The organism is Frigoribacterium sp. VKM Ac-2859, assembly GCF_013204925.1.
Lineage (GTDB): Bacteria > Actinomycetota > Actinomycetes > Actinomycetales > Microbacteriaceae > Frigoribacterium.
Genome location: NZ_JABMLC010000002.1, coordinates 67,686 through 94,185, shown reverse-complemented (window position 1 = coordinate 94,185; position 26,500 = coordinate 67,686). Strand labels below are relative to the sequence as shown.

Sequence of the window (26,500 nt, the reverse complement as noted above, 5' to 3'; positions counted from 1 at the left end):
GCACGCACCACGAAGGGAACACCATGGCAGACACGGTCGCCGACCAGATCATCGCCCAGCTCGTCACCGCCGGCGTCCGCCGGATCTACGGCATCGTCGGCGACAGCCTGAACCCGATCGTCGACGCCGTGCGTCGCACGGGCGGCTCGGTGAAGGGCGGGATCGACTGGATCCACGTCCGCAACGAGGAGGCCGCGGCGTTCATGGCCTCGGGCGACGCGCAGATGAGCGGCGAGCTCGCCGTCTGCGCCGGGTCGTGCGGCCCGGGCAACCTGCACCTCATCAACGGGCTCTACGACGCCAACCGCAGCCGTGCCAAGGTCCTGGCCATCGCCAGCCACATCCCGAGCACGATGATCGGCTCGGACTACTTCCAGGAGACCCACCCCGACCGCCTCTTCGTCGAGTGCTCGGGCTACAGCGAGATGATCTCGACGGCCGAGCAGTCGCCGATGGTCGTCGCGAGCGCGATCCGGCACACCCTGGCGGGCGAGGGCGTCAGCGTGATCACGCTGCCGGGCGACATCGCCGAACTCGACGCGGGCGGCAAGGTGCCCGCCTACGTCAGCGTCCGCCCGCCCGAGCTCGTACCCGACCGGCACGACGTGCAGGCCCTGGCCGATGCCGTGAACCAGGCCGACACCGTCGCGTTCTTCGTCGGCGAGGGCGGTCGTGGGTCGCACGACGAGATCATCGCCCTGGCCGACCTCGTCGGTGCCCCGATCGGGCACAGCCTGCGGGGCAAGGACGTCATCCAGTACGACAACCCGTTCGACGTCGGCATGACCGGCCTGCTCGGCTACGGTGCCGCCCACGCGGGCATCCACGACGCCGACCTGCTCGTGCTGCTCGGCACCGACTTCCCGTACCCGCAGTTCCTGCCGGACGCCTCGACGGTCACCATCGCCCAGGTCGACGTCGACGCCGCCGTGATCGGTCGTCGCGCCGACGTGCAGGTGCCCGTCCACGGGGCGATCGCCCCGACGCTCCGGGCGCTCATGCCGCTCGTGAAGCGCAAGAAGAACCGCAGGTTCCTCGAGAAGACCCTCAAGAAGCACGAGAAGTTGATGACCGGTGCGGTCGGGGCCTACACGAAGAACGTCGAGAAGATGCGGCCGATCCACCCCGAGTACGCGGCCTCGCTGCTCGACGAGGTCGCGGCCGACAACGCCATCTTCACGGCCGACACGGGCATGGGCAACGTCTGGGCCGCGCGCTACGTCACCCCGACCCCGCGCCGGCGCATCTTCGGCTCGTACCTGCACGGCTCGATGGCCAACGCCCTGCCGCATGCCCTCGGTGCGCAGATGGCCTACCCCGATCGCCAGGTCGTCTCGATCTCGGGCGACGGCGGGCTGTCCATGTTGATGGGCGAACTCGTCACGGCGCAGATGTACCAACTGCCGGTGAAGATCGTCGTGTTCAACAACTCGACGCTCGGCCTCGTCAAGCTCGAGATGCTCGTCGACGGGTTCCCCGACTTCGGCGTCGACGTCCCCTACACGGACTACGCCGCGGTGGCGCGCGCCATCGGCATCCACGCCGTCCACGTCGACGACCCCCGCGACCTCCGGGCGGCCTACGAGGCAGCCTTCGAACACGACGGTCCGGCGCTCGTCGACATCGCGACCGACCCGAAGGCGCTCTCGCTGCCCCCGACGATCACGGGCGCCCAGGTGAAGGGCTTCTCGCTCGCCATGTCGAAGATCGTCATGAACGGCGGCGCAGGCGAGGCCGTGGCCATGGCGCGGTCGAACCTGCGCAACGTGCCGCGTCCCTGAGGTCGGCGCCGCGCCTCCTGCCCCCTCGCTGTCGAGGGCTCAGGAGGCGCGGCCCGTCACGCGGAGGACGCCTGGCGACCCTGCCCGCCCGGCTCAGCCGGCGGCGGGAGCGCTGCGTGCGGCGAGCCGGGCGACGGCCGCGAGCGGGATGTCGATCCAGTCCGGCCGGTTGCGGCTCTCGTAGATCGCCTCGTACACGGCCTTGTCGATCTCGAACGCGTCGAGCAGGGCCCGGGCGGCCCGGACGTCGACGCCGGACGAGGCGACGTACCCGTCGACGAACGCGCGGCGGGCGTCGTGCGCCCAGGCCGCGGCGTCCACCGGGACGGCCTCCTGCGCCAGCGAACCGGCCACGTAGTCGAACGACCGCAGCATGCCCGCGATGTCGCGGATCGGCAGGTCGGGGCGCGAGCGCTCGGGCATCGGCCGAAGGGGCTCGCCCTCGAAGTCGATGAGCATCCAGCCGCGCTCGGGCGAGAGCAGGGCCTGACCGAGGTGGAGGTCGCCGTGGATGCGCTGCAGGTCGGGCCAGTGCAGGTGCTCGGCCGCGTCGTAGACGGCTCCGATCGCGGCGGCGTGCTCGGCGATCTGCGGCACCTCGCGCGACGCGGTCGTGATGCGTCGACGCATGCTCGTCAGGGCCCCGGCGATCTCGTCGTCGCCCGCGGGGACCGTGCCCAGGTCGGCGGCGAGGGTCGCGTGCACCTCGGCGACGGCGACGCCGAGCGCGTGGGCCTCGGCGGTGAAGTCGGTACCGTCGGCCGCCGCCGTCAGGGCCACGCGCCAGGCGTCCTCGAGGCCGGGGAGGAACTCCTGCGAGAAGGCGAGGTGGCCGGTGGCCGTCCCGCCCTCGCGCCCGACGTCGGGCCAGGTCGCGCGCAACGAGCCGAACGACGAGGGGACGTGCGTCGACCCGCCACGGGTCAGGGCGGCCTGGGTGGTGACGTCCGGGTTGTCGCCGTGGTGCAGCACCCGGAAGACCTTCGCGATGACCTGGTCGACGGGGCCGCCCTCGACGTCGTAGACGATCGAGGTGTTCGACTGTTCGCCCGAGAGCACGCGCGAGCGACGCACCTGCCCGGGGTCGACGATTCGCGTGCCGTCGACCGTGACGTCGGCACCCACCACGTGCGCCTCGGCGGACATGGTGCGCAGCAACTCCCGGGCGTAGGCCGGGTCGTGGGGACCGTCGTAGAGGTAGCGTCCGTCGGCCGAGCCGATGAAGGCCGCGTCGCCGCCGGGCAGGGGGGTCGCGCGGCTGACGAGGGGCACCTGGTAGAGGACGGGGACGTCCGCCGCCTCGTCGATGATCAGCAGCGTCATGGTGAGGGCGTCGTCCACCTCGGCCTCGAACGATCCGATCACCCGCAGGGCGGGCGTTCGTCCCTTGGTCGCGTACCAGCGCTGACGCGCCATCCATCCGGCAAGAATCGGTGCCACATCGCTCATGCGACGACCCTACGCCGGGCCGCCCCGCGGGGTCCGGAGGGCCGGCCACCAGGCCTCCCGACTAGAACGGAGGCATGAGCCCCGCATCACCGCACCGCACCGAACAGACCGAGATCGAGCGCAAGTACGACGTCCACGAGAGCGCCGGGGTGCCCGATCTTGTCGGGGTGAGGGGCGACGCCGCCGAGGCGCTCGTCGTCGACGGCGTGGGGCACGACGACCCCGTCGAGCTCGCCGCGACCTACTGGGACACCGTCGACCACACGCTGCTCGGGGCCCGGACCACCCTGAGGAGGCGCGAGGGCGGTGGCGACGCCGGATGGCACCTCAAGCTGCCGCCGTCGGCCGGCACGACCGGGCGCCGCGAGGTCCACTGGCCGCTCGGCGACCCCGGCGAGCCCGTGCCGGACGCGCTGCGCCGGCTGGTCGAGGCGCGGCTGCGGGGCCGGCCGGTGCACCCCGTGCTCCGACTCGAGACGACGCGCACCGTGACCCGCCTGCTCGACGGCTCGGACCGCGAGCTGGCCGAACTCGCCGACGACGTGGTGCGGGCGTCGAACCCCGACACGGGCGTGCTGCGCACCTGGCGCGAGTGGGAGGTCGAGCTCGCGCCGGGCGTCGACGGCGACGAGGGCGAGCGGCTGCTCGACGCGGTCGCGGAGCGGCTGGAGGCGGCCGGCGCGTCGCTCTCGTCGTCGAAGTCGAAGCTGGCCCGAGGGCTGGGTTCGGAACTCGAGGTGCCGGCGGCGTCGGGCGACGGCGCCGGCGGGGCCGCCTCGACGGTCGTGCCTGCCCCGGCCACCCCGGCCCCGAAGAAGAAGTCGGCGGCGGCTTTCGTGGCGTCCGCTGCGTCGGGACTCCGTGACGAGCTGCTCGCGGTCGACGCCGCCGTGCGCGACGGCCGGCCGGATGCGGTCCATCGGCTGCGGACCACGACCCGGCGACTGCGCGCCCTGCTGACCGTGTGGGACGGCGTCCTCGACCCCGGGCTCGCCGCTGCCGTCGTGGCGGGTGCCCGCCACGTCGGCCACGTCTCGGGTGCCGCTCGGGACGTCGAGGTGGCGCGAGGCCGGGTGGCGACCCGCGCCTCCTCGGCTCCGGAGGGCTTCGTGGCCGCCCAGGTCACGGGGCGGATCGACGCCCGGCTCGGCGAACGACTCGACGAGGCCGTCGGTGACGTGCGTCGCCTGCTCGACTCGGGCGCCTGGTTCGACCTGCTGGACGCGGTCGACGCGCTCGTGGCGGCCCCGGCGACGGGGGACCACGCCACCGACCCGGCCGCCGACCTCTCGGCCGCGCGGCTGCGGGCCGAGCGGAAGCGGACGAGGCGGGCGGTCCGGGCAGGGCTGGCGGCCGTGGACGCGACGGACCGCGCAGGCGCCGTGGACGCGCTCCCGGTCCTGCACGACGTGCGGAAGGCCGCCCGACGACTGCGGTACGCCCTCGAGGCCGACCGTCCCCGCAGCGGATCGGGCCGCGGCCGGGCCCGCCGGGCCGAGGCCGTCCAGGACGCCCTCGGCGAGCACCGCGACGCCCTCGCGGCGGTGCGGACGATGCGCGAGGTCGCGACGCTCGCGAACCGGTCGGGCGAGGACGCCTTCGGCTACGGCGTGCTGGCCACCCTCGAGTCCGCCCGTGCCGACGACGCCCTCCGCCGCTTCCACCGCGCCGCCGCCGACCTCTGACGTCGGGACGCCGACCTCTGACGTGGGACCTCGGGCGCGGAAGGGGTCAGGCGGAGCGGCGGGCGAGCAGCTCCTCGAGCTTGCGCACGGTCGCGTCGTTCCGGGCCGTGACCGGAGTCGGCAGCCCCCGCCACCAGGCGGCCGGCACCCGCGAGGCGAGCACGCCTGCCGGCAGCCACTGGTGGACGGCGTCGGGCGAGACCACGATCTCTTCGTCGCCCAGGTCGACGTCGGGAGGCACCACCCCGTCGAGCGCGCCCGGCACCTCGGCGAACGCGACCGACAGCAGCTTCGGCTCGCGCTCCTCGCGTCGGAGGGGGTTCGCCACGGCCAGCCGCGTGAAGCGCTCGGCGTCGAGCAGCACCAGGTCGGCGTCGACGCCGGTGGCCCGGGCGATCGCCGCCCGGAGCCCGGCGGCGTCGTCGGCACCGAGCCGCGACGACGCCCCGAACACCAGGTTGCCGCTGTTGAGCAGCGTCTCGGGGTGTTCGAAGCCGAGGTCGGCGGCCACGCGCCGCAGGTCGGCCATGGCCACCCGCTTGGCCGTGCCGACGTTGACGCCCCGCAGCAGGGCGACGTGGTCCACGCTCGTCAGGCCCGCCCGAGGACGTCGAGGATCCACGCGATCTCGAACGCCCGCTCGCGCCAGGACTCGTACCGTCCGCTGACGCCGCCGTGCCCGGCCGACATCTCGGTCTTCAGCAGCACCGGGGCGTCGACCTCGCGCAGCCGCGCCACCCACTTGGCGGGTTCGACGTAGAGCACCCGGGTGTCGTTGATCGAGGTCACGGCGAGGATGCGCGGGTAGGTCACGTCGTCGCGCACGTTCTCGTACGGGCTGTAACCGCGCATGTACTCGTAGACCTCGGCGTCGTGCAGGGGGTCGCCCCACTCGTCCCACTCGATCACGGTGAGGGGCAGGTCGGGGTCGAGGATGCTCGTCAGGGCGTCGACGAACGGGACGGCCGCGACGATGCCGGCGAACCGGTCGGGGGCGATGTTCGCCACCGCGCCCATCAGCAGGCCGCCCGCGCTGCCGCCCTCGGCGACCATCAGCTCGGGGGTCGTGCGGCCCTCGGCGATCAGGTGGTCGGCGACGGCGACGAAGTCGGTGAAGGTGTTCTTCTTGGTGAGCGTCTTGCCGTCCTCGTACCAGGAGCGTCCCAGCTCGCCGCCGCCGCGGACGTGGGCGACCGCGAACACGACGCCGCGGTCGAGCAGCGACAGGCGGGCGACGCTGAAGCCCGGATCGATGCTGTGCTCGTACGAGCCGTAGCCGTAGAGGTGCACGGGCGAGGGCCCCTCGGCGGGGACGGCGTCACGGCGCCAGACGAGCGAGACGGGCACGCGGGTGCCGTCGGTCGCCGTGGCCCACTCGCGGGCCTGGTCGTAGTCGGCCGGGTCGTAGCCGCCGAGCACGTTCTGACGCTTGAGGAGGTGACGCTCGCCCGTGCGGACGTCCAGGTCGTAGACCGTCGACGGCGTGACGAACGAGGTGTACCCGAAGCGGACGGTCGGCTGGTGGAACTCCGGGTTGCCGCCCGCGCCGGCGGCGAACAGCGGCTCGTCGAAGCCGACCTCGGAGACCTCGCCGTAGCCGTCGGGACCGAGCGGCACGACCGCGAAGCGCGGCAGCGCGTCGCGGCGGTACTCGACCACGAGGTGGCCGGAGAACGCGTCGACGGACTCGAGCCGGACGGAGGCGCGGTGCTCGACGATCACGCGGCGGTCGGTCGTCGAGGTGGGGTCGTCGGCCGGCACGTCGACGAGCTCGAAGTTCTCGGCGCCGTCGTTGTGGACGATGAGCAGGCGGTCGCTGCCCGCGACGATCGCGTGCTCGACGTCGTACTCGACGCCCTCGCGGCGCGGCCAGACGACCCGGAACTCGCCGGTCGGGTCGGCCGCGTCGAGCAGCCAGGTCTCGCTCGTGATCTTCGACCCGACGTCGACGACGAGGTACTGGCGGCTGCGCGTGAGGCCCACCCCGATCCAGTAGCGGTCGTCGGTCTCGGTGAACACCGTGACGTCGTCGCCGGGCTGCCCGACCTCGTGACGCCAGATGGTGTCGGGGCGCCAGGACTCGTCGACGGTGGGGTAGAAGACGTAGCGACCGGTGGCGTCGAACAGGGCGCCGGCGGCCGTGCCGGTGACCACGTCGTCGAGGTCGCGGCCGGTCGCCAGGTCGCGGATGCGCAGCGTGTAGCGCTCGTCGCCCTCGACGTCGACCGCGTAGGCGAGCAGGGTGCCGTTGGGCGAGACGTCGAAGCTGCCGATCGAGAAGAAGTCGTGCCCCTCGGCCTCGGCGTTGCCGTCGAGCAGCACCTGCTCGCCCTCGGCGGCCTCGCCCGCCTCGATCGACGGGGGAGTCCAGTCGTCGGGCCCGGTGATCGGTGCACGGCAGTGGATGCCGTACTGCTGCCCCTCGGCCGTGCGCGAGTAGTACCACCACGAGCCCTCACGGACCGGGACGCCCAGGTCGGTCTCTTGCACCCGGCCCTTGATCTCGTCGAAGACCGTCTGCCGCAGACCGGCGAGGTGGGCCGTCTCGGCCTCGGTGTGCGCGTTCTCGGCCTCGAGGTGCGCCACGACCTCGGGGTCGTCCTTGGCACGGAGCCACTCGTAGTCGTCGACGAAGTCGTGGCCGTGGTGCGACCGGGTGACGGGCTTCTGGGGGGCACGGGGAGCGGGAACGGAGGCCATCACCCGAGCCTAACGGCGGCTCAGACGGAGCGGTCGCTGGCCGTGATGCCGTTGAAGGCCGGCACCTCGGGGTACTCGTCCGAGGCGACGTGGACGTCGGCCGGGTCGGGCGCCTCGCCCTCGCGGGCCTCGTCGATCGCCTGCTCGGGGGTGCCGGCCTTCTCGGCGGCCGACTCGGAGTGCGACCCGGGGACGGTGTACGTCGCGTCGACGTCGTGCCCGGCCGGGTCGACCGTCTCGCTCGCGCCGGACGCGTCGTCGCGGGGGGTGGTGTCGGGGGCCGGGGTCTGGTCGCGGTCGCTCATGCGGGGGACGGTACCCGCGCCTCCTCGGTGACGTCCGGCCAGGCCGTCGGTCGTCGGCCGGCCCTGACGCGGGTCGGCGTCCGACCCGGCGGCGGTCAGTCGTCGACGGGCAGGGCCGTGGTGGGCGCGGTCAACCCCTGGACGGTGGCGCCGAGGTGCGCCTCGCCGGGTTCGAGGTCGGAGATGGACCGGCGGTCGGACCTCAGTCGTCGGACCGAGGCGTTGAGGCGCGCGTGCAGCTGCATGAGGTGCAGTCGGTAGCGCTCGGGGGCGTCGTCGCTGTCGTCGAGGAAGGTGTTGCACGCCAGCGTCATCTCGTTGAGCACGGGCAGGGCCGACGAGCGAGGACGGAGCGCCCGTCGCGCCCGCCGGATCTCGCCCCGCAGGGCCGAGATCGAATGGCGCGCCTGCTCGTAGACGGGGTCGAGGGCGCGGGGGTTGGGGCTGAGCCTCGGTGCCACCCGGCGCAGCACGCGCCGGAAGTGGATCTCGGTGATCAGCTCGTTGAGGGCCGACGCCTCGCGCCGGCGCGACTCGATCAGCCGCACGAGCAGGTTCGACGCGAACGCCGCCCCGGCACCCACGAAGGCACCCACGGTCACGGTCACGACGTCCCACCAGCTCATGGGGCCACGCTACGGCGGACCACCGACAGCCGGGTCGGGCGAGGCGCGGTCAGCGAGAGGCGTCGTCGAGCCGCCCCATGAGCGACCAGACGGCCCGTGACAGCTCGGGGTGCCACAACGCGATGGTGCGCAGGTAGCCGAGCTCGTCGGCGAGACCGAGCCCCGTCGCGGTCGGCACGCCGTCGGTGCCCAGGGCGTCGGCCCGCAGCGAGATGACGACCTGCTCGTCGACGGTGGGGAGCCCGGGGATGACGTCCCAGGGGTCCTCGCCGTTGCGGCAGCGCAGTTCGATCAGGGCGGAGAGCTCGTCGTGGGCCTCGGCGCGCAGCACCTCGAGGCTCCGGCCGGCGCCGCGGAACTCGGGCCCGGGGCGTCGCCTCCCGCTCGATCGTGCTTCGGACATGCCGACGAGCCTACGCGCGAGCCGTCGAGCGGTTCCCGGGGACGCGGCCCGCGCCTCCTGCCGTCCGCCCTCCCGCCGTCCACCCTCCTGCCGGGCGCCCTGTGGGCGGGACGACAGCCGGTAGCCTTCCGGCATGCCGGTCTACCGCGTCTGCGTCGCCTACCTCTTGCGGGAGCACGAGGGGCGTCGGCAGGTCCTGCTGGGACGCAAGAAGCGCGGACTCGGCACGGGGCACTGGGTCGGCCTCGGGGGCAAGCTCGAGCCGGGGAGGGCGTGCAGGAGGCGGTGGTCCGCGAGATCGCGGAAGAGAGCGGCGTCGAGGTGCTCGCGTCGGACCTCGACCGGAGGGGCGACCTGCTCTACCTCTTCCCGCACCGTGAGAGCTGGAGCCAGCGGTCGACGGTCTTCGTCGTCACCGCGTGGCGCGGCGACCCCGCCGAGAGTGACGAGCTGGTCCCACGGTGGTTCGACCTCGACGAGCTGCCCCTGGACGAGATGTGGGACGACGCGTCGCACTGGCTGCCCGGTGTGCTCGCCGGGGGACGGGTCGCCCGGACGTTCGTCTTCGCGGCCGACCTCGCGACGGTGGCCTCCGACGCGCCCCTGCCGCCGGAACACGCCGGCCCCTGAGGCGTTCCGGCCGGGGCGCCTGGCCCTCGCAGAGGGGGGCGCGGTGGCGCCGTGCTCCGCTTAGGGTCGGTTCCGAGACGGATCACGGGGAGATCCCCGCCGTCGGACGGATCTCACGGGGAGCGACATGACCAGCTACGACGGCCTGACCACGACCACGCTCCGGAGCCCGGCCCGCACCGCCGTGGCGCCCCGCCAGCTGTCGTTGCCGCTCTGGCTGCCCGCGGTGGCCTGGGCCCTCGGCCTCGTCGTCGTCGTGGTGGGGGCCGCCTTCGGCGGCGTCCTGCTGGCGCTCTCGAGCCTCGGCGTGGTCGCCCTCGTCGCGGGCATGGCCGCCACGGCCGCGCGGTGGCAGCGCATCGAACGCCTCGCGGCGATCGAGCTGGCCGAGCGACGTGCCTCGACCGCCGAGGCACGACTCGTCTGAGCCCGACACCCCGTCCCGCGGGGTCAGCGTCCGCGTCGGGTCCCGGTGCGCGACAGACCCGCGCGTACGAAGAAGTCGACGACGCCGGTGAGCACGGCACCGACGACCGCGAACCAGGCGTAGCCGACGAAGCGCGCCGCCACGTCGGGACCGCCCTGTGGTGCCAGCGTCACCGAGAGGACGTAGAGGACCCCGGCCGCGACGAGCAGCAGGACGGCGAGGGCGACGAGCAGGCGGTGCAGGGTGGTCGTGGTCACGAGCGTCGAGGGTACCGCCTCAGCGCGCGACGCCGTCCTCGCGCCCGGGGTGCCCTGACCCCATGCGGTCGCTCGGGACGACGCGCACGGGTCGCGTCGCGAGCTCGTCGTTCTCGAGTCCGCCGGGTGCACCGAGGAACATGTCGCCCCGCTCGCCGGGGTCACCGAGGTCGTCGCGTTCGTCCGCCGGGATCGTGTTGATCGTGCCCGTGTCCGTCGCCACGAGGCCGTGGCGGGCGAGCACCTCGTCGCGCTCGGCGACGAGGAACTCGCGGTTCGCGTTCTGGGCGTCGGCGAACATCGTCGTGCGGCCGGACACGATGCGGGCGATGCGGCGGCCCTCCCACCAGCGCTTGCCGACGAGCATCAGCACGATGCCGAGAGCGGCGTAGCAGAGCATCATCGTCACGCCGCGGCCGTAGCCGGGGCCCACGCCGTAGAGCACGCGCTTGAGCATCTCGGTGATCCCGCTCCCGACCACGACGGCGTTGAGCCACGCGAACGGTTGGGGCATGAACCATGCGGGGTAGGCGGCGCCCGAGGACGGCATGGACAGGAAGACGAACACGATCATCGCGGGCAGGGCGACGAACCGTCCGACGAAGTAGCTGATGCCGTTGACCGCGAGGCCGATGGCGATGATCCAGGCCCAGGCGATGAAGAAGAGCGGCACGAAGTGCCCGTCGACGGCCCCGATCACCGGTCCGGCGAGGACGTTCGTGACGAGCGAGATCACGCCGCCGCCGACGCCGATCACCGTCATCCGGGTGCGGTGGCGGAGCGGGGCGCCCATCAGCCCGATGAACATCGCCACCATGTAGCCGCCGATGCACCACGAGAGCATGAGGTACATCGACACGGTGCCGTACTCGTCGTTCGCGGGCAACGGTGCCAGGTCGGTGACGGTGGGCGTGACCCCCTGGGCCTCGAGCACGGGGGTGATCGTCGCCGGGATGAGGGCGGCGACCTGGTACTGGTGGGCGCTCGCGGTGTAGATCGTGGTCTCGGCCGGGTCGTAGGCCACGGCGACGCGTCCGGCGAGCACCGCCTCCTCGGCCTCGTCGGCGGAGCCGTAGGCGCGGACGTCGATCACGCCGGGGCGGGCGTCGTCGAGGCCCGTCTGCAGGTCGGCGGCGGCCGACGAGGACCCGACGACCGCGACGGGGACGTCGTGCGGGTGGGGGGCGTGGAAGGCCGCGATGTAGCAGAGGCAGAAGCCGACGATGAAGAACAGCGGCAGCCAGAGCTGCAGGCCGATCAGCTGCAGCGACGGGTGGAGGGTCGAGTACCAGCGACGGTACCGTCCGAGCTCGGGCTTGGGCGGCCCTCCCGCGTCGTCCGTGGTCGTCTGGTTCGTCGTGGTCGCCACGGTGCCGCGCCCTCCTGCTCTCGGTCGTCTTCTCGTCTCGTCGCCGGTGCCGCTCACGATACGCCGCGGGCGCGTCACGACCTCGTGCTCGTGAAGGCCGAGGTGTCCATGGCGAGCTCCTCGGCGTCGAGCCCGAGCAGCACGCGCCTCATGACCTCCTCGTCGAGGGCCCCGGCGTCGCGCTCGCGCAGCACCACCTCGCGGCGTTTGGCGAGCAGCTCGCGTCGGATCGAGCCGAGCGCCTGGGGTGCCTCTCGACGGCGGGCGCGCTGGGCGGCCGTCGCCCCCGAGACGTCCCGTTCGTCGGCGTCGTCGACGGCCGTGCGCTGCAGCGCCTCGTTCTGCCGCAGCAGCCGAGTCGTCGCGAGCAGGACGGCGCGTTCGGTGAGCTCGGGCCCCCAGCGCTTCTCCCAGTCGGCACGCCGTTCCGCGACGTAGGCCATGGTCTCGTCCGTGCTCGTCGCGAAGACCGCCAGCTCGGCGGCGAGGTCACGGTCGCGCTGCGTGTCGTCCCGGACGCCGAGCACCCTGATGACGACCGGCAGCGTGAGCCCCTGCAGCAGCAGGGTGCCGACCGTGACGATGAACGCGATGAGGAACATGGTGTCGCGCGCCGGCACGGGGATGCTCGACTCGGTGACGGCCGGGATCGACACGGCGGCGGCGAGGGTCACCACGCCCCGCATGCCGGTCCACGAGATGACGCTCAGCTGTCGCCAGTCCATGCGGGGTTGCGGGTGGTAGCGCAGCGTCCGCAGAGCCGGCGCCCGCCGCAGCCGGCGGAGCGCGGGCACCCGGCGGAGCTTCCGCAGCACCGTCGAGAGGAAGAGGTACCGGCCGGCACGGGCCGCGTGGTAGGTGCCGAACACGAAGACCGGGCGCACGAGGACCACCACGGCGAGGACGGCGAGGGCGACGCCGACGCTCTGTCCGAGGCCGCGCTCGCTCTCGCTGACGTCGAGCACGACGGCACGCAGCTGGAGGCCGATCAGGGCGAACACGAACCCCTCGAGCAGGACGTCGGCGGCGGACCAGAACGGGCGCTCCTGCAGCCGGGTCGCGTAGCCCGTGCGGGGTGAGTTGAATCCGACGTAGAGGCCCGCGGCCACGACCGCCAGCACGCCGGAGCCGCTCAGCTCCTCGGCGGCGATGTACGCGATGAACGGCAGCAGCAGGCCGATGACGTTCTCGACCACGGGGTCGTCGATCCGCATGCGCACGCGGTGGGCGACGAAGCCGAGGACCAGACCGACCGCGACGCCGACGCCGATCGCGAGGCCGAAGATGCCGAGGTCGTCCCAGAGCGTGAGGCTGGCACCGCCCACGATCGCCAGGAACACCTTGACCAGGGTGAGCGACGCGGCGTCGTTGATCAGGCTCTCGCCCGACAGCACGGTCATCACCTTGCGCGGCAGACCGAGCTTCCGGCCGATGGCGGCCGCCGACACGGCGTCGGGAGGCGCGACCACCGCCCCGACGAGGAGGGCGGCCGGAAGGGTCATGTCGGGGATCATCACGTAGGCGACGCCCCCTACGGCGAAGGCCGTCACGATCACGGCACCGACCCCCAGTCGGGCGATCTGCACGCGGCTCTCCCGGAAGTTCAGCAGCGAGACGTCGAGGGCGGCCGAGTAGAGCAGCGGCGGCAGGACCACGGTCAGGATGACCTCGGAGTCGATCTCGATGTCGGGCACGCCGGGGATCAACGACACGAGCAGGGCGACGCCCACCGTCAGCAGGGGAGCGGGCAGGCCCCGCCAGCGGGCGAAGGCGGTCACGACGAGCGACCCTGTCAAGATGATCAGCAGCTCGCCGAGTTCCATGTGAGCCGGGCTCCGTCCAGTCGTCGGGGCAGCCGTGCGATGTGCATCGACTGCAAAGTCCCGACCATCCTCCCAGGCACCCCCTAGGAGAACGTCGGGTGAACGGCCCCGGTCGACAGTCCTGCCACCCGTAGCATCGCTCCGTGACCGCACAGCCCCGGGCGACCGTCCCGGCCCCCGACCTCGTCCGCACCACCCGCTCGGGCGAGGTCCGCGGCGTGCGGGAGCGCGGCGTGCTCGCCTGGCGCGGCATCCCCTTCGCCGCACCACCCGTGGGGCGCCTCCGTTTCCGGGCCCCCGAGGCGCCGGCGGCGTGGACGGGCGTCCGCGACGCCGGCCGGTTCGGACCCGCAGCCCCGCAGGACCGCGTGCAGTTCGTGGGCGTCGACGCCACCACCCCGCTCAGCGAGGACTGCCTGACGGTCAACGTGGTCGCACCGGAGGGCACGGCACCGGGCGACGGGCTGCCCGTCCTCGTGTTCGTCCACGGAGGCGCGTACAGCGTGGGGTCGTCGAGGGAGTTCCCGAGACAGGGCGAGACGCTCGTCCGTGAGGGCGGCATCGTCTACGTGAGCCTGAACTACCGGCTGGGCGCCTTCGGTTACCTGGACTTCAGCCACTGGGCGACCGAGGACCGCCCGTTCGACTCGAACCTCGGGCTGCGCGACCAGGTCGCCGCCCTCGAGTGGGTCCGCGACAACGTCGCCGCGTTCGGCGGCGACCCCGGCCGGGTCACCGTGTCGGGCGAGAGCTCCGGCGGCAACGCCGTGACCACCCTCATGACGGTGCCGCGCGCTCGCGGCCTCTTCCGGGGGGTCGTCGCCCAGAGCGCACCGCCGAACGCCATCTACCCGCCGGACGTGACGCGGCGCTGGGCGGGCGAGTTCCTCGAGCTGCTCGCCCACGACCTGCGCGACGACGACCTCGAGGCCACGAGCGTCGACGACGCGGCGACGATGCTCGCCGAGGCACCGACGACGGCGATCGTCCGGGCCGCGAGCCGGTTGCAGTTGCGCACCCCGGACGAGGATCCGGGGACGATCTGCTTCAGCCCCGTCATCGACGGCGACTTCCTGCCCGAACGCCCGCTCGACGCCTTCAAGGCGGGCCGGGCCCACCCGGTGCCTCTGATCATCGGCACGAACGACCGCGAGGGGTCGGTGTTCACCGGCCGCCGCGACATCCTCGCCACGACGAAGCCCCGCATCCGGGCCATCTTCGCCGCGACCGAGAAGAAGGCCCGGAAGACGATCAAGAAGCACTACCCGGGGCTGCCCGCCCGCCCGGCCGCCCTCGACTTCGGCGGTGACTACGCGTTCTGGTTCCCGAGCGTCAAGGTGGCCGAGCGGCACGCGGTCCACCAGCCGGTCCGGTTCTACCGTTTCGACGCCACGACGCGCATCCTCCGCACGGTCGGGGTCGACGCGTTCCACGGGCTCGAGCTCTGGGCGATCTACGACCGGATGGGCTCCGCCTTCGGGTGGGCGATGAGCCTCCTGGGCGGCCGTCGGGCGTTCCTGCGCACGGCGGCGCGGACGCGTTCCCGCTGGCTCGAGTTCGTCCGCACCGGGGCGGTCGCCGACTGGCCGACCTACGACCCGCACCGCCGACGCACCCTCATCATCGACGCCCGCGACCGCGTCGAGCACGATCCGCGGGGCGAACGGCGACGGGCCTGGCAGGACTTCGTCCCGCACGTGTGAGGCGCGCCCCGGCCGCGCGACGGTCCGCGTCACCCACCGTTCACCGGGATGTACCCCGCAGGTCACCACCGAGTTGACCCGCGTCCACCCACCTGTGACACTCAGGCCGGTGGACATCACACTCATCGTCGTCCTGGTCATCGCGCTGGCTCTCTTCTTCGACTTCACGAACGGGTTCCACGACACGGCCAACGCCATGGCGACCCCGATCGCGACCGGCGCGATGAAGCCCAAGGTCGCCGTCACGGTGGCCGCGATCCTCAACCTCGTCGGCGCCTTCCTCAGCACCGAGGTCGCGAAGACCGTCTCCGGCGGCATCATCCGCGAAGGGGACGGCGGGGTGCAGATCACCCCCGAGATGATCTTCGCGGGCCTCATCGGCGCCGTCGTCTGGAACATGTTCACGTGGTTGCGGGGGTTGCCCTCGAGCTCCTCGCACGCCTTGTTCGGCGGGTTGATCGGTGCGGCGATCGTCGGTGCCGGCATGGGGTCGGTGGACTTCGGCGTCGTGCTGTCGAAGGTCGTGCTGCCCGCCCTGCTCGCGCCGTTGATCGCCGGCGTCGTGGGGTACACCGCCACACGGCTCGCCTACACGATCACCCGACGCCGTGACGACAAGAGCGAGCGCGGCGGGTTCCGCTACGGCCAGATCTTCACGTCGTCGCTGGTCGCCCTCGCGCACGGCACGAACGACGCGCAGAAGACCATGGGCGTCATCACGCTCACGCTCATCGCGGGTGGGCTGCTCACGCCCGACTCCGGCCCGCCGTTCTGGGTGGTCGTCGTCTGCGCGTTCGCCATCGCCCTGGGCACCTACACCGGCGGCTGGCGCATCATCCAGACCATGGGCGGCGGTCTGACCGAGGTCAAGCCCACCCAGGGCTTCTCGGCCGAGGCGTCGACGACCGCGACCGTGCTGGCCTCCAGCCACCTGGGCTTCGCGCTGTCGACGACGCAGGTCGCGAGCGGCTCGATCATCGGTGCCGGGCTCGGACGCCGCGGCTCGAAGATCCAGTGGGGCACCGCCGGCAAGATCGTCGTCGCCTGGTTCATCACGTTGCCCGCCTCGGCGGCGGTCGGCGCCGTCGCGGCCCTGATCGCCACGCTCGGCGTCACGGGGCTCGTGATCGACGCCGCCGTCGGTGCCGTCGTCATCGCGGGCATCTTCGTCATCTCCCGCCGCCGGCCGCACGACCAGGGCTCGGCCATCGAGGTCGACGTCGCCGCCACCTCGGTGCTCTCGCGTCGCCGTGCCCGACGAGCCGTCCGCAAGGGCCGCGTCGACACGCCCGCGTCCGGGGTCGAGGCCCCGTTCGTCCGCATGGACGACCCACCCGAGCCCGTCCCCGCCCCCCGGGGTCCGGTCCCGACCGACGACGAGGTGCGCTGATGATCGACTGGTCCGCCTTCCTCGTGGTCGCGCTCGTGGCGCTCTTCTCCGCGGCCGCACTCGTCTCGCTCTACTCGCTGGGCCTGCGCCTCCTGACCGTCGAGGGCCGCACGCCCGTCCGCACCGCCGCGGGGTACGCCTGCTTCGTCGTCTGCGCCCTCGGCGTGCTGTACGGCATCTACCTCATCGTCCCGGGCTTCCACCGCTGACCCTCGGCCACCCCGGCTCGTCTCGTCCCCAGGTCGGGACCCTCTCGGACGGCCGCCCCGCGCCTCCGCGGGAACGGCCCGTCCGCGGTCCCGCCGGTAGGCTCGACGGAAGCGTCCGGTCGACGACGACCGGGCCCCGACTGACGACGGAGGCTCACCACACGTGACGACCGAGACAGCAGCACCGACCCGCACCGAGACCGATTCGTTGGGCAGCCGCGAGGTGCCCGCCGACGTCTACTGGGGCATCCACACCGCCCGGGCGCTCGAGAACTTCCCGATCTCGCAGCGGCCGATCTCGGTCTATCCCGACCTCGTCACGGCCCTCGCCCTCGTGAAGCAGGCGGCGGCCCGCGCCAACGTCGAGATCGGCGTGCTCGACCCGGTCAAGGCCGAGGCCATCGAACGCGCCTGCGAAGAGATCCGCGGGGGCGCGCTGCACGACCAGTTCGCCGTCGGGGTCATCCAGGGCGGCGCCGGCACGTCCACCAACATGAACAGCAACGAGGTCATCGCCAACCGCGCCCTCGAGCTGCTCGGCCACGCCAAGGGCGAGTACCGCCACCTGCACCCGATCGACGACGTCAACCGCAGCCAGAGCACCAACGACACCTACCCCACCTCGATCAAGATCGCGATGGTGCTCACCCTGCGCCGCCTCCTGGTCGAGCTCGACCTGCTCGCCGACTCGTTCGCCGCCAAGGGCGCCGAGTTCCACGACGTGCTCAAGGTCGGCCGCACCCAGCTGCAGGACGCCGTGCCCATGACCCTCGGGCAGGAGTTCACGGGCTTCGCGCACACCCTGGCCGAGGACGTCCAGCGTCTGCGCGACGTCGTGCCGCTGCTCGGTGAGATCAACCTCGGCGCCACGGCCATCGGCACGGGCATCACGGCGGACCCGCTCTACGCCGACGCCGTCCGGCGACACCTCAGCACGCTCTCGGGCATGGACCTCGTCACGGCCCCCGACCTCATCGAGGCGACGAGCGACACCGGCGTCTTCATGACGCTGAGCGGTGCCCTGAAGCGCAGCGCGATCAAGCTGTCGAAGATCTGCAACGACCTGCGGCTGCTCTCGTCCGGTCCGCAGGCCGGCATCAGCGAGATCACGTTGCCGCCGCGCCAGGCGGGGTCCTCGATCATGCCGGGCAAGGTGAACCCGGTGATCCCCGAGGTGGTCAACCAGGTCGCGTTCTCGGTGGCCGGGGCCGACGTGACGGTCACGATGGCCGCCGAGGCCGGCCAGCTCCAGCTCAACGCGTTCGAGCCCGTGATCACCCACTCGGTCATGCAGAGCCTGCAGTGGATGACCTACGCCTGCCAGACCCTGCGGATCAACTGCGTCGACGGGATCGAGGCGAACCGCGCCCGCCTGACCCAGCAGGTCGAGACGAACGTCGGCAGCGTCACGGCGCTCACGCCCTACATCGGCTACACGGCGGCGGCGGCCATCGCCCACACGGCGCTGACGACCAACGCGGCGATCGCGCCCCTCGTCGTCGCAGCGGGCCTCATGACCGACGAGCAGGTGCGCAAGGTGCTCTCGCCCGCCCGACTCTCGGGGCTCGCGCCGATCACGAGCGCCATCACCGTCATCGACGTCGAGGACCCCGCCGCGGCGGTGGCCCGGGCGGCCAACACGACGGGCGCCCGCAACCCGGGCGACGAGACCGCCGGCTGACGCGACCACGTCGAGGAGGCGCGGTGCCGGTCGACCGGCACCGCGCCTCCTCGAGGCGGCCTCTACGACGTCGAGGGGGCGTGGGTGGTCGGGTCGACCTGGTCGGCGCGCTGAGCGGCCTGCGGCCGTTCGTCGGCCGGCCGGTCTCGATCACCCCGGAGGTGGACGCGCCGGAGTTCGTCGGGTTCGAGCACGCCGCCGTTCTCGCGCAGGGCACGCTCGCGGATCGCCCGGCCCACCCGGACGTCCCAGGCGAGGTTGCGAGCCAGGATGTGGTTGCGCGCCGTGTCGCGGAGCGGCAGGGGGATGACCTCTTCGGCCTGCACCCCGCGACGGAGCTGGCGCATCCGCAGGATCTCGCTGTCGAGCTCACCGCCGATGACGAGCACGAAGTTGCTGATGTACGCGTAGAGCAACACGACCACGACGCCGCCCACCCAACCGTAGAAGCGGTCGTAGTTCGACACCGTCGCGACGTAGACCGCGAAGCCGACCGTGGCGAGCGCCCAGCCGCCGAGGGCGACCATGGCGCCGTACGACACCCAGCGCAGGCGCGGTGGCCGCACGTTGGGCGTGAAGAAGTAGAGCATCGCGACCGACAGCACGGCCAGGGCGACGAGCACCGGCCACTTGACGACGTCGTAGAGGTCGGTCCAGGGGCGGCCGATGCCGAACCGTGCGGCCACCGCGTCGCTCAACGTGGGCGTCACCAGCAGGATGACGGCGATGACGGCGAACGACACCATCAGGACGAGCGTGACGATCATCATGTGGCCGCGGAACTTCCAGATGCGGCGCCCCTCCTCGACCTCGTAGGCGGTGTTCATGGCCCGGCCGAACGCCGTCGTGTAGGCCGACAGCGACCACAGCGTGAGCCAGAGGCCGATGCCGAACGCGACGCCGGGGTTCGACAGGCTGAGCATCTGTTCGAGCGGCCAGCGCAGGGTGTCGATCGCGTCGGGGGTGAGGACGTACCGGGCCACCGAGAGGATCTCGTCCACGGCGTCACCGTCGTCGACGAACAGCGCGACCCCCGAGACGAGGGCGAGCGCGCCGGGCACCAGGGCGAGCATCGAGAAGAAGGTGAGCGACCCGGCCGCGTCGATGGTGCGATGGCGCAGGAAATCGTGCCAGACCCGCATCACCACGTACCGGACCAGCGACGGGTCCTCGGGCAGGGAACGCGTCGAGGCCATCCTGCGAGATTACCGGGCCGTCCGGCTCGTCGCGGCCCGCCCGCAGGCTGCGCCGACCCCGGCGTCAGCCCGTAGGGTCGGGGGATGACCTGGTCCGATCCCCGCGGCGTCGGACACGACGCGTACGGCCGCCCGCTGACGCCGTACGCCGACCCCTCGTCCGTCACCCCGGGGGCCGCTCCGGGCTGGTCGGTGCATGCTCCAGCGGTCAACCCCGAGCCGGTCTGGTACCCCGTGCAGCCGGTCTTCGTCCAGCCGACGCCTCGCCGCCGGGTGGCCAGTGCCGTGGCGCTCGCCGTCGGGTTCACCGTGATCGGCACCTTCGCCCTGGCCGTCGGCCTGTACTTCCTGGTCTTCGTCCAGCCCGGGGTGCTGTTCGCCGGCAGCCTGCTCGCCTTCGTCCCGTTGACGATCGTGCTGCTCGGCATCTGGTTGGTCGACCGCTGGGAGCCCGAGCCTCGCGTGGCGCTGCTGTTCGCGTTCCTCTGGGGCGCTGCGGTCGCGGTGGGGACCGCTCTGATCGTCGACTACGCCCTCGAGACGGCTCGGGCCGTGCTCGGCGTCAGGTCCGGCGAGCTGGGGGACGTGCTCGGGGCGGTGGTCCAGGCCCCGCTCGTCGAAGAGGGTGCGAAGGGACTCGGGGTGCTGCTCGTCCTGTGGATCTTCCGACGCCACTTCGACGGCCCGGTCGACGGCATCGTCTACGCGGCGACGGTCGCGGCGGGCTTCGCCTTCGTCGAGAACATCCAGTACTTCGCCCTGCAGGTCGGGGAAGACCTGGCCACGGGAAGCCAGGGCCTCGCCTACGTCTTCTTCGTGCGGGCCCTGATGTCGCCGTTCGCCCACGTGATGTACACGGCCTGCACGGGCTTCGCCCTCGGTCTCGCGGCACGGCGGACGGGCCCGTACGGCGCGATCGGCTGGTTCTTCGTCGGCCTCGTCCCCGCGGCGGGACTGCACGCGCTCTGGAACGGTGCCCTCTTCGTGGTCGGCGACGGCTTCTTCGTCTACTACCTGCTCGTGCAGGTGCCGATCTTCGTGGCCATGGTGTTGCTCGTGGTGTTCCTGCGACGCAACGAGCGGAGGGTCACCCACGACCGGCTCGCGGAGTACGCCGCGGTCGGCTGGTTCAGCGCCGACGAGGTCGGCATGCTCTCGTCGAGCGCCGGTCGCCGCCGCGCGCGGTCGTGGGCCGCGTCACGGGGCATCCGACCCGCCATGAAGGTCTTCATCTCGAATGCGACGCGCCTCGCCTTCACCCGCCAGCGGCTGGTGAAGGGCCGCCGCGCGCTCGACGAGGCCGTCCAACGCGACGAGGCCGAGCTGCTGCAGGCGCTGACCGCGAGTCGCGTCGCCCTGCAGGCTCCACCGACGGCCTTCGTCGGGTACCCGCAGCACCCGGGGTGGCCGTCGCAGGTGACCGGGCCGCCGCACTCGGGCCCCGGGTGGTGATGCGCTCGCGACGGCGACGGCGGTGACGGCGGCAGCGGCGACCGTGGCCGACGCCGCGGGTCAGGGCGTCGGCGCCTCCGCGTCGTAACGTCCGAACGCGGGCGTCAGCCGGGCCACGAGCGCGACGAGGGCGACGACCAACAGACCGCCGAGCAGCGGCGGCCACAAGACGGCGATGCCCGCGACGAGTCCGACGAACAGGTCGCCGACTCGCGGCCCGCCCGTGACCACCACGATGAAGATCCCCTGCAGGCGGCCCCGCATCGCGTCCGGTGCGGCCGACTGGAGGATGGTCGAGCGGAAGATCGAGCTGACGTTGTCGCTCGCACCCGCTCCGGCCAGGGCGAGGGCGGCCCCGCCGAGGGCGGCCAGGTTCGCCTGGTCGAGTCCGGCCGTGACGCCGCCGCCGTGGGCCGGCGTCACGAGCAGCACGACGCCGAACGCGGCGATGCAGAGACCGTAGGCGGAGATCGCCCACCGCACGGCGACACCCTGTCGGCGCACGTGGCCGAGGCGTCCCGAGAACACGCTGCTCAGCAGGGCGCCCACCGCGAACGAGGCGGAGAGGACGCCGACCGTCACCGCGCCTCCTCCGATCACGAGCGTGCCGACCACCGGGTAGAGGACGCGGGGCATCCCGAACGTCATCGCGACGACGTCCATGACGAAGGTCGTCCGGATGTTCGGCGACCGCTTCAGGAACGCCAGGCCGAAGCGCAGCGACTCGAGCCCCGGACGCTGGGTCTCGCCCTCGGGACGGATCGGGGGCAGCGTGACGATCCCGAGGAACGCCGTCGAGAACAACACGACGTCGACCGTGTAGGTCAGCGGGAACCCCACGCCCGCCACGAGCACGCCGGCCAGGGCGGGTCCGACGGTGAGCATCAGACCCATGCTGATGCCGCTCAGCGCGGAGGCGGCGGGCAGCAGCTCGCGGGGCAGGAGGCGCGGCACGATCGAGGCGCGGGAGGTCGCGATCATCGTGCCCGCCACGGCGTTGACTGTGGTCAACAGGTAGAGCAGCCACACCTCGTGCAGCCCGAGGTACGCGTGCAGCGCGATGGCCGCGGTCGAGAGCCAGGCGAAGACGGCGGCGACGAGCGCGACCTTCCGACGGTCGAAGGCGTCGGCGAGCATGCCGCCGTAGAGGCCGGCCAGGATCATCGGGACGAGCGAGACGACGCCGACGAGCGCGACGGCGAAGGTCGACCGGGTGATCTCGAAGATCTCGAGCCCGACGGCGACGAGCGTGAGCTGCGTCCCGATGCCACTGATCGCGCTGCCCGCGAAGAGGCGGGCGAAGGCCGGGCTCGTCCGCAGCGGGGTGACGTCGACGAACAGCGGGCGACGGGCGGGCGCGGCGGGGCCGGACGGCGGAGGCGGAGGCGGGGTGGCGGACAAGCTGCCATTCTTGCCGATCGTGCAGGTTTCCGCAGGCCGGCGGCGGCGGCGGCAGCCGGTGCGGCTCCCGGCGTCGCCCGGGCCCGTGCCCCGGCCCGCCCGGGCCCCCGCCCCCGGCCGCGGCGGAGCCCGATCGATTTGGCGTCCCGTCACCGTCGGAGTAGCGTCCATGTGTTCGCATCGATGACGTCATCTCGGTGCGGATGTCGGGTCGGCTCCTCGAGCCTCGCAGGGAGGACGCGAGTGGCCGACCCGCCCCCTCGGCCCGTCGGTGGTTGGATGGTCGGCATGACTCACGATCCCCAGACCAAGCCCGAGATCGACGCCCCGACCGGCCCCGCCCCCACCGAGCTGACGATCACCGACATCACCGTCGGCGACGGAGCCGAGGCACAGTCCGGCTCGACCGTCAACGTCCACTACCTCGGCGTCGAGCACGACTCCGGCGAGGAGTTCGACTCGTCCTGGAGTCGTGGCGAGGCCATCAACTTCCCGCTGCAGGCCCTGGTCCGCGGGTGGCAGGAGGGCATCCCCGGCATGAAGGTCGGCGGACGCCGCGAGCTCGTCGTGCCGCCCCACCTGGCCTACGGCCCCGCCGGCGGCGGGCACCCGCTCTCGGGCAAGACGCTGATCTTCGTCATCGACCTGCTCGGCGTCAGCTGATGACGGTCGCCCCCTCGGTCGGCCTCAACGACGGGCGCACGCTGCCCCAGCTCGGCCTCGGCACCTACGGGCTGAACGGCGACGAGGGCACGGCGCAGGTCGTCCAGGCGATCTCGTCGGGCTACCGTCTGCTCGACACGGCGCTGAACTACGGCAACGAGGCGGCCGTCGGGGCGGCGATCCGCGCGACCGACGTGGCCCGTGACGACCTGGTCGTCACGACGAAGCTGCCCGGCCGACACCACGGGTTCGACGAGGCCCTGGCGAGCTTCGACGAGAGCCGGGCGAACCTCGGCCTCGACTTCGTCGAACTCTACCTCATCCACTGGCCCCTCCCGCGCATCGACAAGTACGTCGAGGCGTTCAAGGCCTTCGTCCGGTTGCAGGAAGACGGCCTCGTCGGCTCGGTCGGCGTCTCGAACTTCACGGCCGAGCACCTGCAGCGCGTCGCCGACGAGACGGGCGTGGTGCCCGCGGTCAACCAGATCGAGCTGCACCCGTACTTCCCGCAGGCCGAGCTGCGTGCCGTGCACGAGAGCATGGGCATCGTCACCGAGAGCTGGAGCCCGCTCGCGAAGCAGAGCGAACTCCTCACGGAGGCGCGGGTCACCGACATCGCGCGGGCCCACGGCAAGACGCCCACGCAGGTCGTCCTGCGCTGGCACGTCCAGCTCGGCGCGGTCCCCGTCCCGAAGTCGGCCGACGCCGGTCGTCAGCGCGAGAACCTCGACGTCTTCGACTTCGAGCTCACGCCCGACGAGGTCGAGTCGATCAGCGGCCTCGAGCGGGGCCGGCTGTGGGACGGCGACCCGCTGACCCACGAGGAGTTCTAGGCCCGGCTCCACCGCGGCCACCCCAGGAGGCGCGCTCGTCCCCCGAGGACGAGCGCGCCTCCTGCGTCCCGGGTCGGATTCCCGGGCCTCGCCGTCGGTGGTCGGAAGCTAGACTGGCGTGCCGACTTTTCCCGAAGGGTATGAACACCTGTTGTCATCCGAGATCGACCGCGAACGCGCCTATGTGGGCACCCTCTACGAACGCCTCGACGAGCTGAAGGCCGACGCCCGCGTCCGTCTCGAACGGACCCGCCGCGAGACCGTCGGCGGCAACCACCAGAGCCGCAGCGAGCGCGACGCCTACGCGCGCCTGTACGAAGACACCATCGTCCAGCTCGGCTCGGTCGACGAACGGCTCGCGTTCGGTCGCCTCGAGCTCGAGACGCCCGACCTGCTCGGCCAGACCGGCGACGTCGACCGCCCGGCCGAACCGGGCGAGGGCGGGCGCTACCGCTACATCGGCCGCATCGGCCTGCGCGACGAGGCCCACCACCCGATCCTGCTCGACTGGCGCGTCCCCGGGGCCAGCGCGTTCTACCAGGCGACGGCCGCGACTCCCATGGGCGCCCGGGCCCGTCGTCACCTGACCCTCGACGGCCGCACGGTCACCCGCCTCGAGGACGAGGTCTTCGACCCCGACCTGCTCGATCGCGACGACGTGCAGCTGCAGGGCGAGGGGGCGCTCATGGCCGCCCTGACCGCCCAGCGCACCGGCCGCATGACCGACATCGTCGCCACCATCCAGGGCGAGCAGGACCGGATCATCCGCTCGCAGCTCGACGGCGTGCTCGTCGTCCAGGGCGGCCCCGGCACGGGCAAGACGGCCGTCGCGCTGCACCGGGCCGCGTACCTGCTCTACTCGCACCGCGACCGGCTCAAGGGTTCGGGCGTGCTCGTCGTCGGGCCGTCGCGGTCGTTCCTGCGCTACATCGAACAGGTGCTCCCGTCGCTCGGCGAGAGCGGCGTCGTCCTGTCGAGCCTCGGCGGCCTGTACCCGGGCGTCGAGGCCCAGACCGACGACGCGCCCGACGTCGCCGCCCTCAAGGGGTCGGCCGAGATGGCCGAGCTCATGCGTCGCGCCGTCCGGTCGCGGCAGGTCCGCCCGGCCGAGCCGACGACCATCGACATCAACGGCGAACGACTCGTGGTGCGACCGGAGCTCGTCGGCGAGGCCATGCGCAAGGCCCAGGAGCGCGGCAAGCCCCACAACGTGGCCCGGGTCACCTTCAACAAGGCGGCCCTCTCGGCCCTGACGCGCCAGCTGGTCGACCAGATGCGCGAGCACGGCACGACGGTCGACGAGTCCGACGAGGCCGTCCTCCGGGAAGACATCCGGCAGTCCTACGACGTGCGCGTGCTGCTCAACACGGCCTGGCTGCCGCTCAGTGCGGAGAAGCTCGTCGAGGACCTCTTCGCCCGGCCGAACTGGCTCGCGTCGATCACCCCGCGCTGGACGCCCGAGCAGCGCGCCCTGTTGCGCCGCGAACGCGGAGCGGGCTTCACGGTGTCCGACGTGCCGCTGCTCGACGAGGCCGCCGAGCTGCTCGGCGAGTTCCAGACCGGTGTCGACCCCGAGCGCCTGGCCCGCAAGGCCCAGCGCAAGCGCGACATCGAGAACGCCGAGCGGGCGATCGAGAACATGGGCGTCGAGGGCATGGTCAGCGCCGAACAGATCGCCGGCGGCTTCGCCGAGCGGGCGGCGTCGATGACCACGGCCGAGCGGGCCGCTGGCGACCGTACCTGGGCGTTCGGCCATGTGGTGGTCGACGAGGCGCAAGAACTCTCGCCCATGCAGTGGCGACTGCTCTCCCGGCGCTGCCCGCTGCGGTCGTTCACCGTCGTCGGCGACATCGCCCAGGCGTCGAGCCCGGCGTCGGCGACCTCGTGGGACCGCGCCCTCCAGGCCCTGCTCGGCCGTCGTCGCGGCGGAGGCGCCCAGGGCACGTCGGCTCCGTGGCGGCTCGAAGAACTGACCGTCAACTACCGCACGCCGGCGCAGATCGTCACCTACGCCGAGGGCGTCGCGACGGCGAGCGGTCTGCAGATCACCCCGAGCCGATCGGTGCGCTCCAGCGAATGGCCGGTGCGCGAGGTGACCGGCGCCTCCTCGAAGGACGACTTCGTCCGTGCCACCGTCGACGCCGTCCGGGCCGACCGCGCGATCGACTCCGAGGGCACGCTCGCGGTGATCGCCCCCGAGCAGGCCGTCTCGACCCTCGTCGAGGCCCTGTCGGCGGAGTTCGACGGTCTCGTGGCCGCCGGCACGGCGTCGTTGACCAAGCCGATCTCGGTCTTGAGCCCGGCGACGTCGAAGGGTCTCGAGTTCGACTCGGTCGTCGTGGTCGACCCCGAGCGCGTCCGACTGGCGAGCCGACGCGGCAACGCCAGTCTCTACGTGGCGATGACCCGGCCCACGCAACGCCTCACGGTCGTCTCGTAGGCCGGGCCGTCTCGCAGGCCGGGTCGGGGCGCCGGGGCCGGCCGGCTCGGCCTGTGCCGGCTCGGCCTGTGCCGGCT

At 72.5% G+C, this 26,500-nt stretch carries 23 protein-coding genes; 12 read left to right on the top strand and 11 right to left on the bottom strand.

The features are described 5' to 3' along the window. Nucleotides 1–23: 23 nt before the first annotated feature. Nucleotides 24–1,781 (top strand): pyruvate dehydrogenase, encoded by a 1,758-nt coding sequence (locus HQQ78_RS08330; RefSeq protein ID WP_173152411.1) that lies wholly within the window; start codon nucleotides 24–26, stop codon nucleotides 1,779–1,781. Nucleotides 1,782–1,874: 93 nt separating this feature from the next. Here HQQ78_RS08330 and HQQ78_RS08325 read toward each other — a convergent pair whose 3' ends face one another. After that, nucleotides 1,875–3,230 carry a hypothetical protein gene (locus HQQ78_RS08325; protein WP_159826859.1) on the bottom strand — a complete coding sequence of 452 codons (1,356 nt, stop codon included), beginning with the start codon at nucleotides 3,228–3,230 and terminating at the stop codon, nucleotides 1,875–1,877. Nucleotides 3,231–3,304: 74 nt separating this feature from the next. Between HQQ78_RS08325 and HQQ78_RS08320 the strand changes: the two genes are divergently transcribed. Then, nucleotides 3,305–4,915: a CYTH and CHAD domain-containing protein gene (locus tag HQQ78_RS08320; protein ID WP_173152409.1), complete on the top strand. Its 1,611-nt coding sequence runs from the start codon at nucleotides 3,305–3,307 to the stop codon at nucleotides 4,913–4,915. Between the two features lie 46 nt (nucleotides 4,916–4,961). Here the strand turns inward: HQQ78_RS08320 and HQQ78_RS08315 are convergent, their stop codons facing one another. From HQQ78_RS08315 to HQQ78_RS08295, 5 genes are all read right to left on the bottom strand, one after another. Further along, nucleotides 4,962–5,501, bottom strand: coding sequence for a DUF1697 domain-containing protein (locus tag HQQ78_RS08315; RefSeq protein ID WP_173152406.1), 540 nt, complete (start codon nucleotides 5,499–5,501; stop codon nucleotides 4,962–4,964). A gap of 5 nt (nucleotides 5,502–5,506) precedes the next feature. After that, nucleotides 5,507–7,615 (bottom strand): S9 family peptidase, encoded by a 2,109-nt coding sequence (locus HQQ78_RS08310; RefSeq protein WP_173152404.1) that lies wholly within the window; start codon nucleotides 7,613–7,615, stop codon nucleotides 5,507–5,509. 20 nt (nucleotides 7,616–7,635) lie between these two features. After that, the gene (locus HQQ78_RS08305; protein ID WP_173152402.1) at nucleotides 7,636–7,920 is read right to left on the bottom strand and encodes a hypothetical protein; all 285 of its coding nucleotides are present in this window, start codon (nucleotides 7,918–7,920) and stop codon (nucleotides 7,636–7,638) included. Between the two features lie 95 nt (nucleotides 7,921–8,015). After that, nucleotides 8,016–8,546 (bottom strand): hypothetical protein, encoded by a 531-nt coding sequence (locus HQQ78_RS08300; protein WP_043596432.1) that lies wholly within the window; start codon nucleotides 8,544–8,546, stop codon nucleotides 8,016–8,018. Nucleotides 8,547–8,595: 49 nt separating this feature from the next. Beyond that, a complete protein-coding gene (locus HQQ78_RS08295) occupies nucleotides 8,596–8,949 on the bottom strand; it encodes a hypothetical protein (protein ID WP_043596433.1) in 354 nt (117 codons plus the stop codon). Between HQQ78_RS08295 and HQQ78_RS15865 the strand changes: the two genes are divergently transcribed. Both HQQ78_RS15865 and HQQ78_RS08285 read left to right on the top strand, forming a co-directional pair. Next, nucleotides 8,857–9,579: an NUDIX domain-containing protein gene (locus tag HQQ78_RS15865; protein WP_173152400.1), complete on the top strand. Its 723-nt coding sequence runs from the start codon at nucleotides 8,857–8,859 to the stop codon at nucleotides 9,577–9,579. The genes HQQ78_RS08295 and HQQ78_RS15865 overlap by 93 nt on opposite strands. Nucleotides 9,580–9,706: 127 nt before the next feature. After that, on the top strand, nucleotides 9,707–10,006 hold the full coding sequence (locus HQQ78_RS08285) for a hypothetical protein (protein WP_056048172.1): 300 nt from the start codon (nucleotides 9,707–9,709) through the stop codon (nucleotides 10,004–10,006). Between the two features lie 23 nt (nucleotides 10,007–10,029). On the opposite strand, the gene HQQ78_RS08280 is transcribed toward HQQ78_RS08285, so the two are convergent. The 3 genes from HQQ78_RS08280 to HQQ78_RS08270 form a co-directional block, all read right to left on the bottom strand. Then, nucleotides 10,030–10,263, bottom strand: coding sequence for a hypothetical protein (locus tag HQQ78_RS08280; RefSeq protein WP_173152398.1), 234 nt, complete (start codon nucleotides 10,261–10,263; stop codon nucleotides 10,030–10,032). 19 nt (nucleotides 10,264–10,282) lie between these two features. Further along, nucleotides 10,283–11,632, bottom strand: a complete 1,350-nt coding sequence (locus tag HQQ78_RS08275; protein ID WP_173152396.1) for an ABC transporter permease — start codon at nucleotides 11,630–11,632, stop codon at nucleotides 10,283–10,285. A 74-nt stretch (nucleotides 11,633–11,706) separates the two neighbouring features. Then, nucleotides 11,707–13,455 carry a sodium:proton antiporter gene (locus HQQ78_RS08270; protein ID WP_173152394.1) on the bottom strand — a complete coding sequence of 583 codons (1,749 nt, stop codon included), beginning with the start codon at nucleotides 13,453–13,455 and terminating at the stop codon, nucleotides 11,707–11,709. Nucleotides 13,456–13,598: 143 nt separating this feature from the next. Here HQQ78_RS08270 and HQQ78_RS08265 point away from each other — a divergent pair, with 143 nt between their 5' ends. From HQQ78_RS08265 to HQQ78_RS08250, 4 genes are all read left to right on the top strand, one after another. Then, nucleotides 13,599–15,158 (top strand): carboxylesterase/lipase family protein, encoded by a 1,560-nt coding sequence (locus tag HQQ78_RS08265; RefSeq protein ID WP_173152392.1) that lies wholly within the window; start codon nucleotides 13,599–13,601, stop codon nucleotides 15,156–15,158. A gap of 109 nt (nucleotides 15,159–15,267) precedes the next feature. Continuing rightward, nucleotides 15,268–16,548, top strand: coding sequence for an inorganic phosphate transporter (locus HQQ78_RS08260; RefSeq protein WP_173152389.1), 1,281 nt, complete (start codon nucleotides 15,268–15,270; stop codon nucleotides 16,546–16,548). Continuing rightward, a complete protein-coding gene (locus tag HQQ78_RS08255; RefSeq protein WP_056048161.1) occupies nucleotides 16,548–16,757 on the top strand; it encodes a hypothetical protein in 210 nt (69 codons plus the stop codon). Before HQQ78_RS08260 ends, HQQ78_RS08255 begins: the two co-directional genes overlap by 1 nt. 163 nt (nucleotides 16,758–16,920) lie before the next feature. Beyond that, complete coding sequence (locus HQQ78_RS08250; RefSeq protein ID WP_056048158.1) at nucleotides 16,921–18,438, top strand: aspartate ammonia-lyase; 1,518 nt, start codon at nucleotides 16,921–16,923, stop codon at nucleotides 18,436–18,438. A gap of 62 nt (nucleotides 18,439–18,500) precedes the next feature. On the opposite strand, the gene HQQ78_RS08245 is transcribed toward HQQ78_RS08250, so the two are convergent. Next, nucleotides 18,501–19,634 carry a YihY/virulence factor BrkB family protein gene (locus tag HQQ78_RS08245; RefSeq protein WP_123571803.1) on the bottom strand — a complete coding sequence of 378 codons (1,134 nt, stop codon included), beginning with the start codon at nucleotides 19,632–19,634 and terminating at the stop codon, nucleotides 18,501–18,503. 84 nt (nucleotides 19,635–19,718) lie between these two features. Between HQQ78_RS08245 and HQQ78_RS08240 the strand changes: the two genes are divergently transcribed. Next, complete coding sequence (locus tag HQQ78_RS08240; RefSeq protein ID WP_173152386.1) at nucleotides 19,719–21,086, top strand: PrsW family intramembrane metalloprotease; 1,368 nt, start codon at nucleotides 19,719–19,721, stop codon at nucleotides 21,084–21,086. Nucleotides 21,087–21,146: 60 nt separating this feature from the next. Here the strand turns inward: HQQ78_RS08240 and HQQ78_RS08235 are convergent, their stop codons facing one another. Continuing rightward, on the bottom strand, nucleotides 21,147–22,487 hold the full coding sequence (locus tag HQQ78_RS08235; protein ID WP_173152383.1) for an MFS transporter: 1,341 nt from the start codon (nucleotides 22,485–22,487) through the stop codon (nucleotides 21,147–21,149). 288 nt (nucleotides 22,488–22,775) lie between these two features. Here HQQ78_RS08235 and HQQ78_RS08230 point away from each other — a divergent pair, with 288 nt between their 5' ends. From HQQ78_RS08230 to HQQ78_RS08220, 3 genes are all read left to right on the top strand, one after another. Further along, on the top strand, nucleotides 22,776–23,150 hold the full coding sequence (locus HQQ78_RS08230) for an FKBP-type peptidyl-prolyl cis-trans isomerase (RefSeq protein WP_043596717.1): 375 nt from the start codon (nucleotides 22,776–22,778) through the stop codon (nucleotides 23,148–23,150). After that, complete coding sequence (locus HQQ78_RS08225) at nucleotides 23,150–23,983, top strand: aldo/keto reductase (protein ID WP_173152380.1); 834 nt, start codon at nucleotides 23,150–23,152, stop codon at nucleotides 23,981–23,983. Before HQQ78_RS08230 ends, HQQ78_RS08225 begins: the two co-directional genes overlap by 1 nt. Before the next feature lie 148 nt (nucleotides 23,984–24,131). After that, a complete protein-coding gene (locus HQQ78_RS08220; protein ID WP_159828635.1) occupies nucleotides 24,132–26,423 on the top strand; it encodes a UvrD-helicase domain-containing protein in 2,292 nt (763 codons plus the stop codon). Nucleotides 26,424–26,500 lie beyond the last annotated feature (77 nt).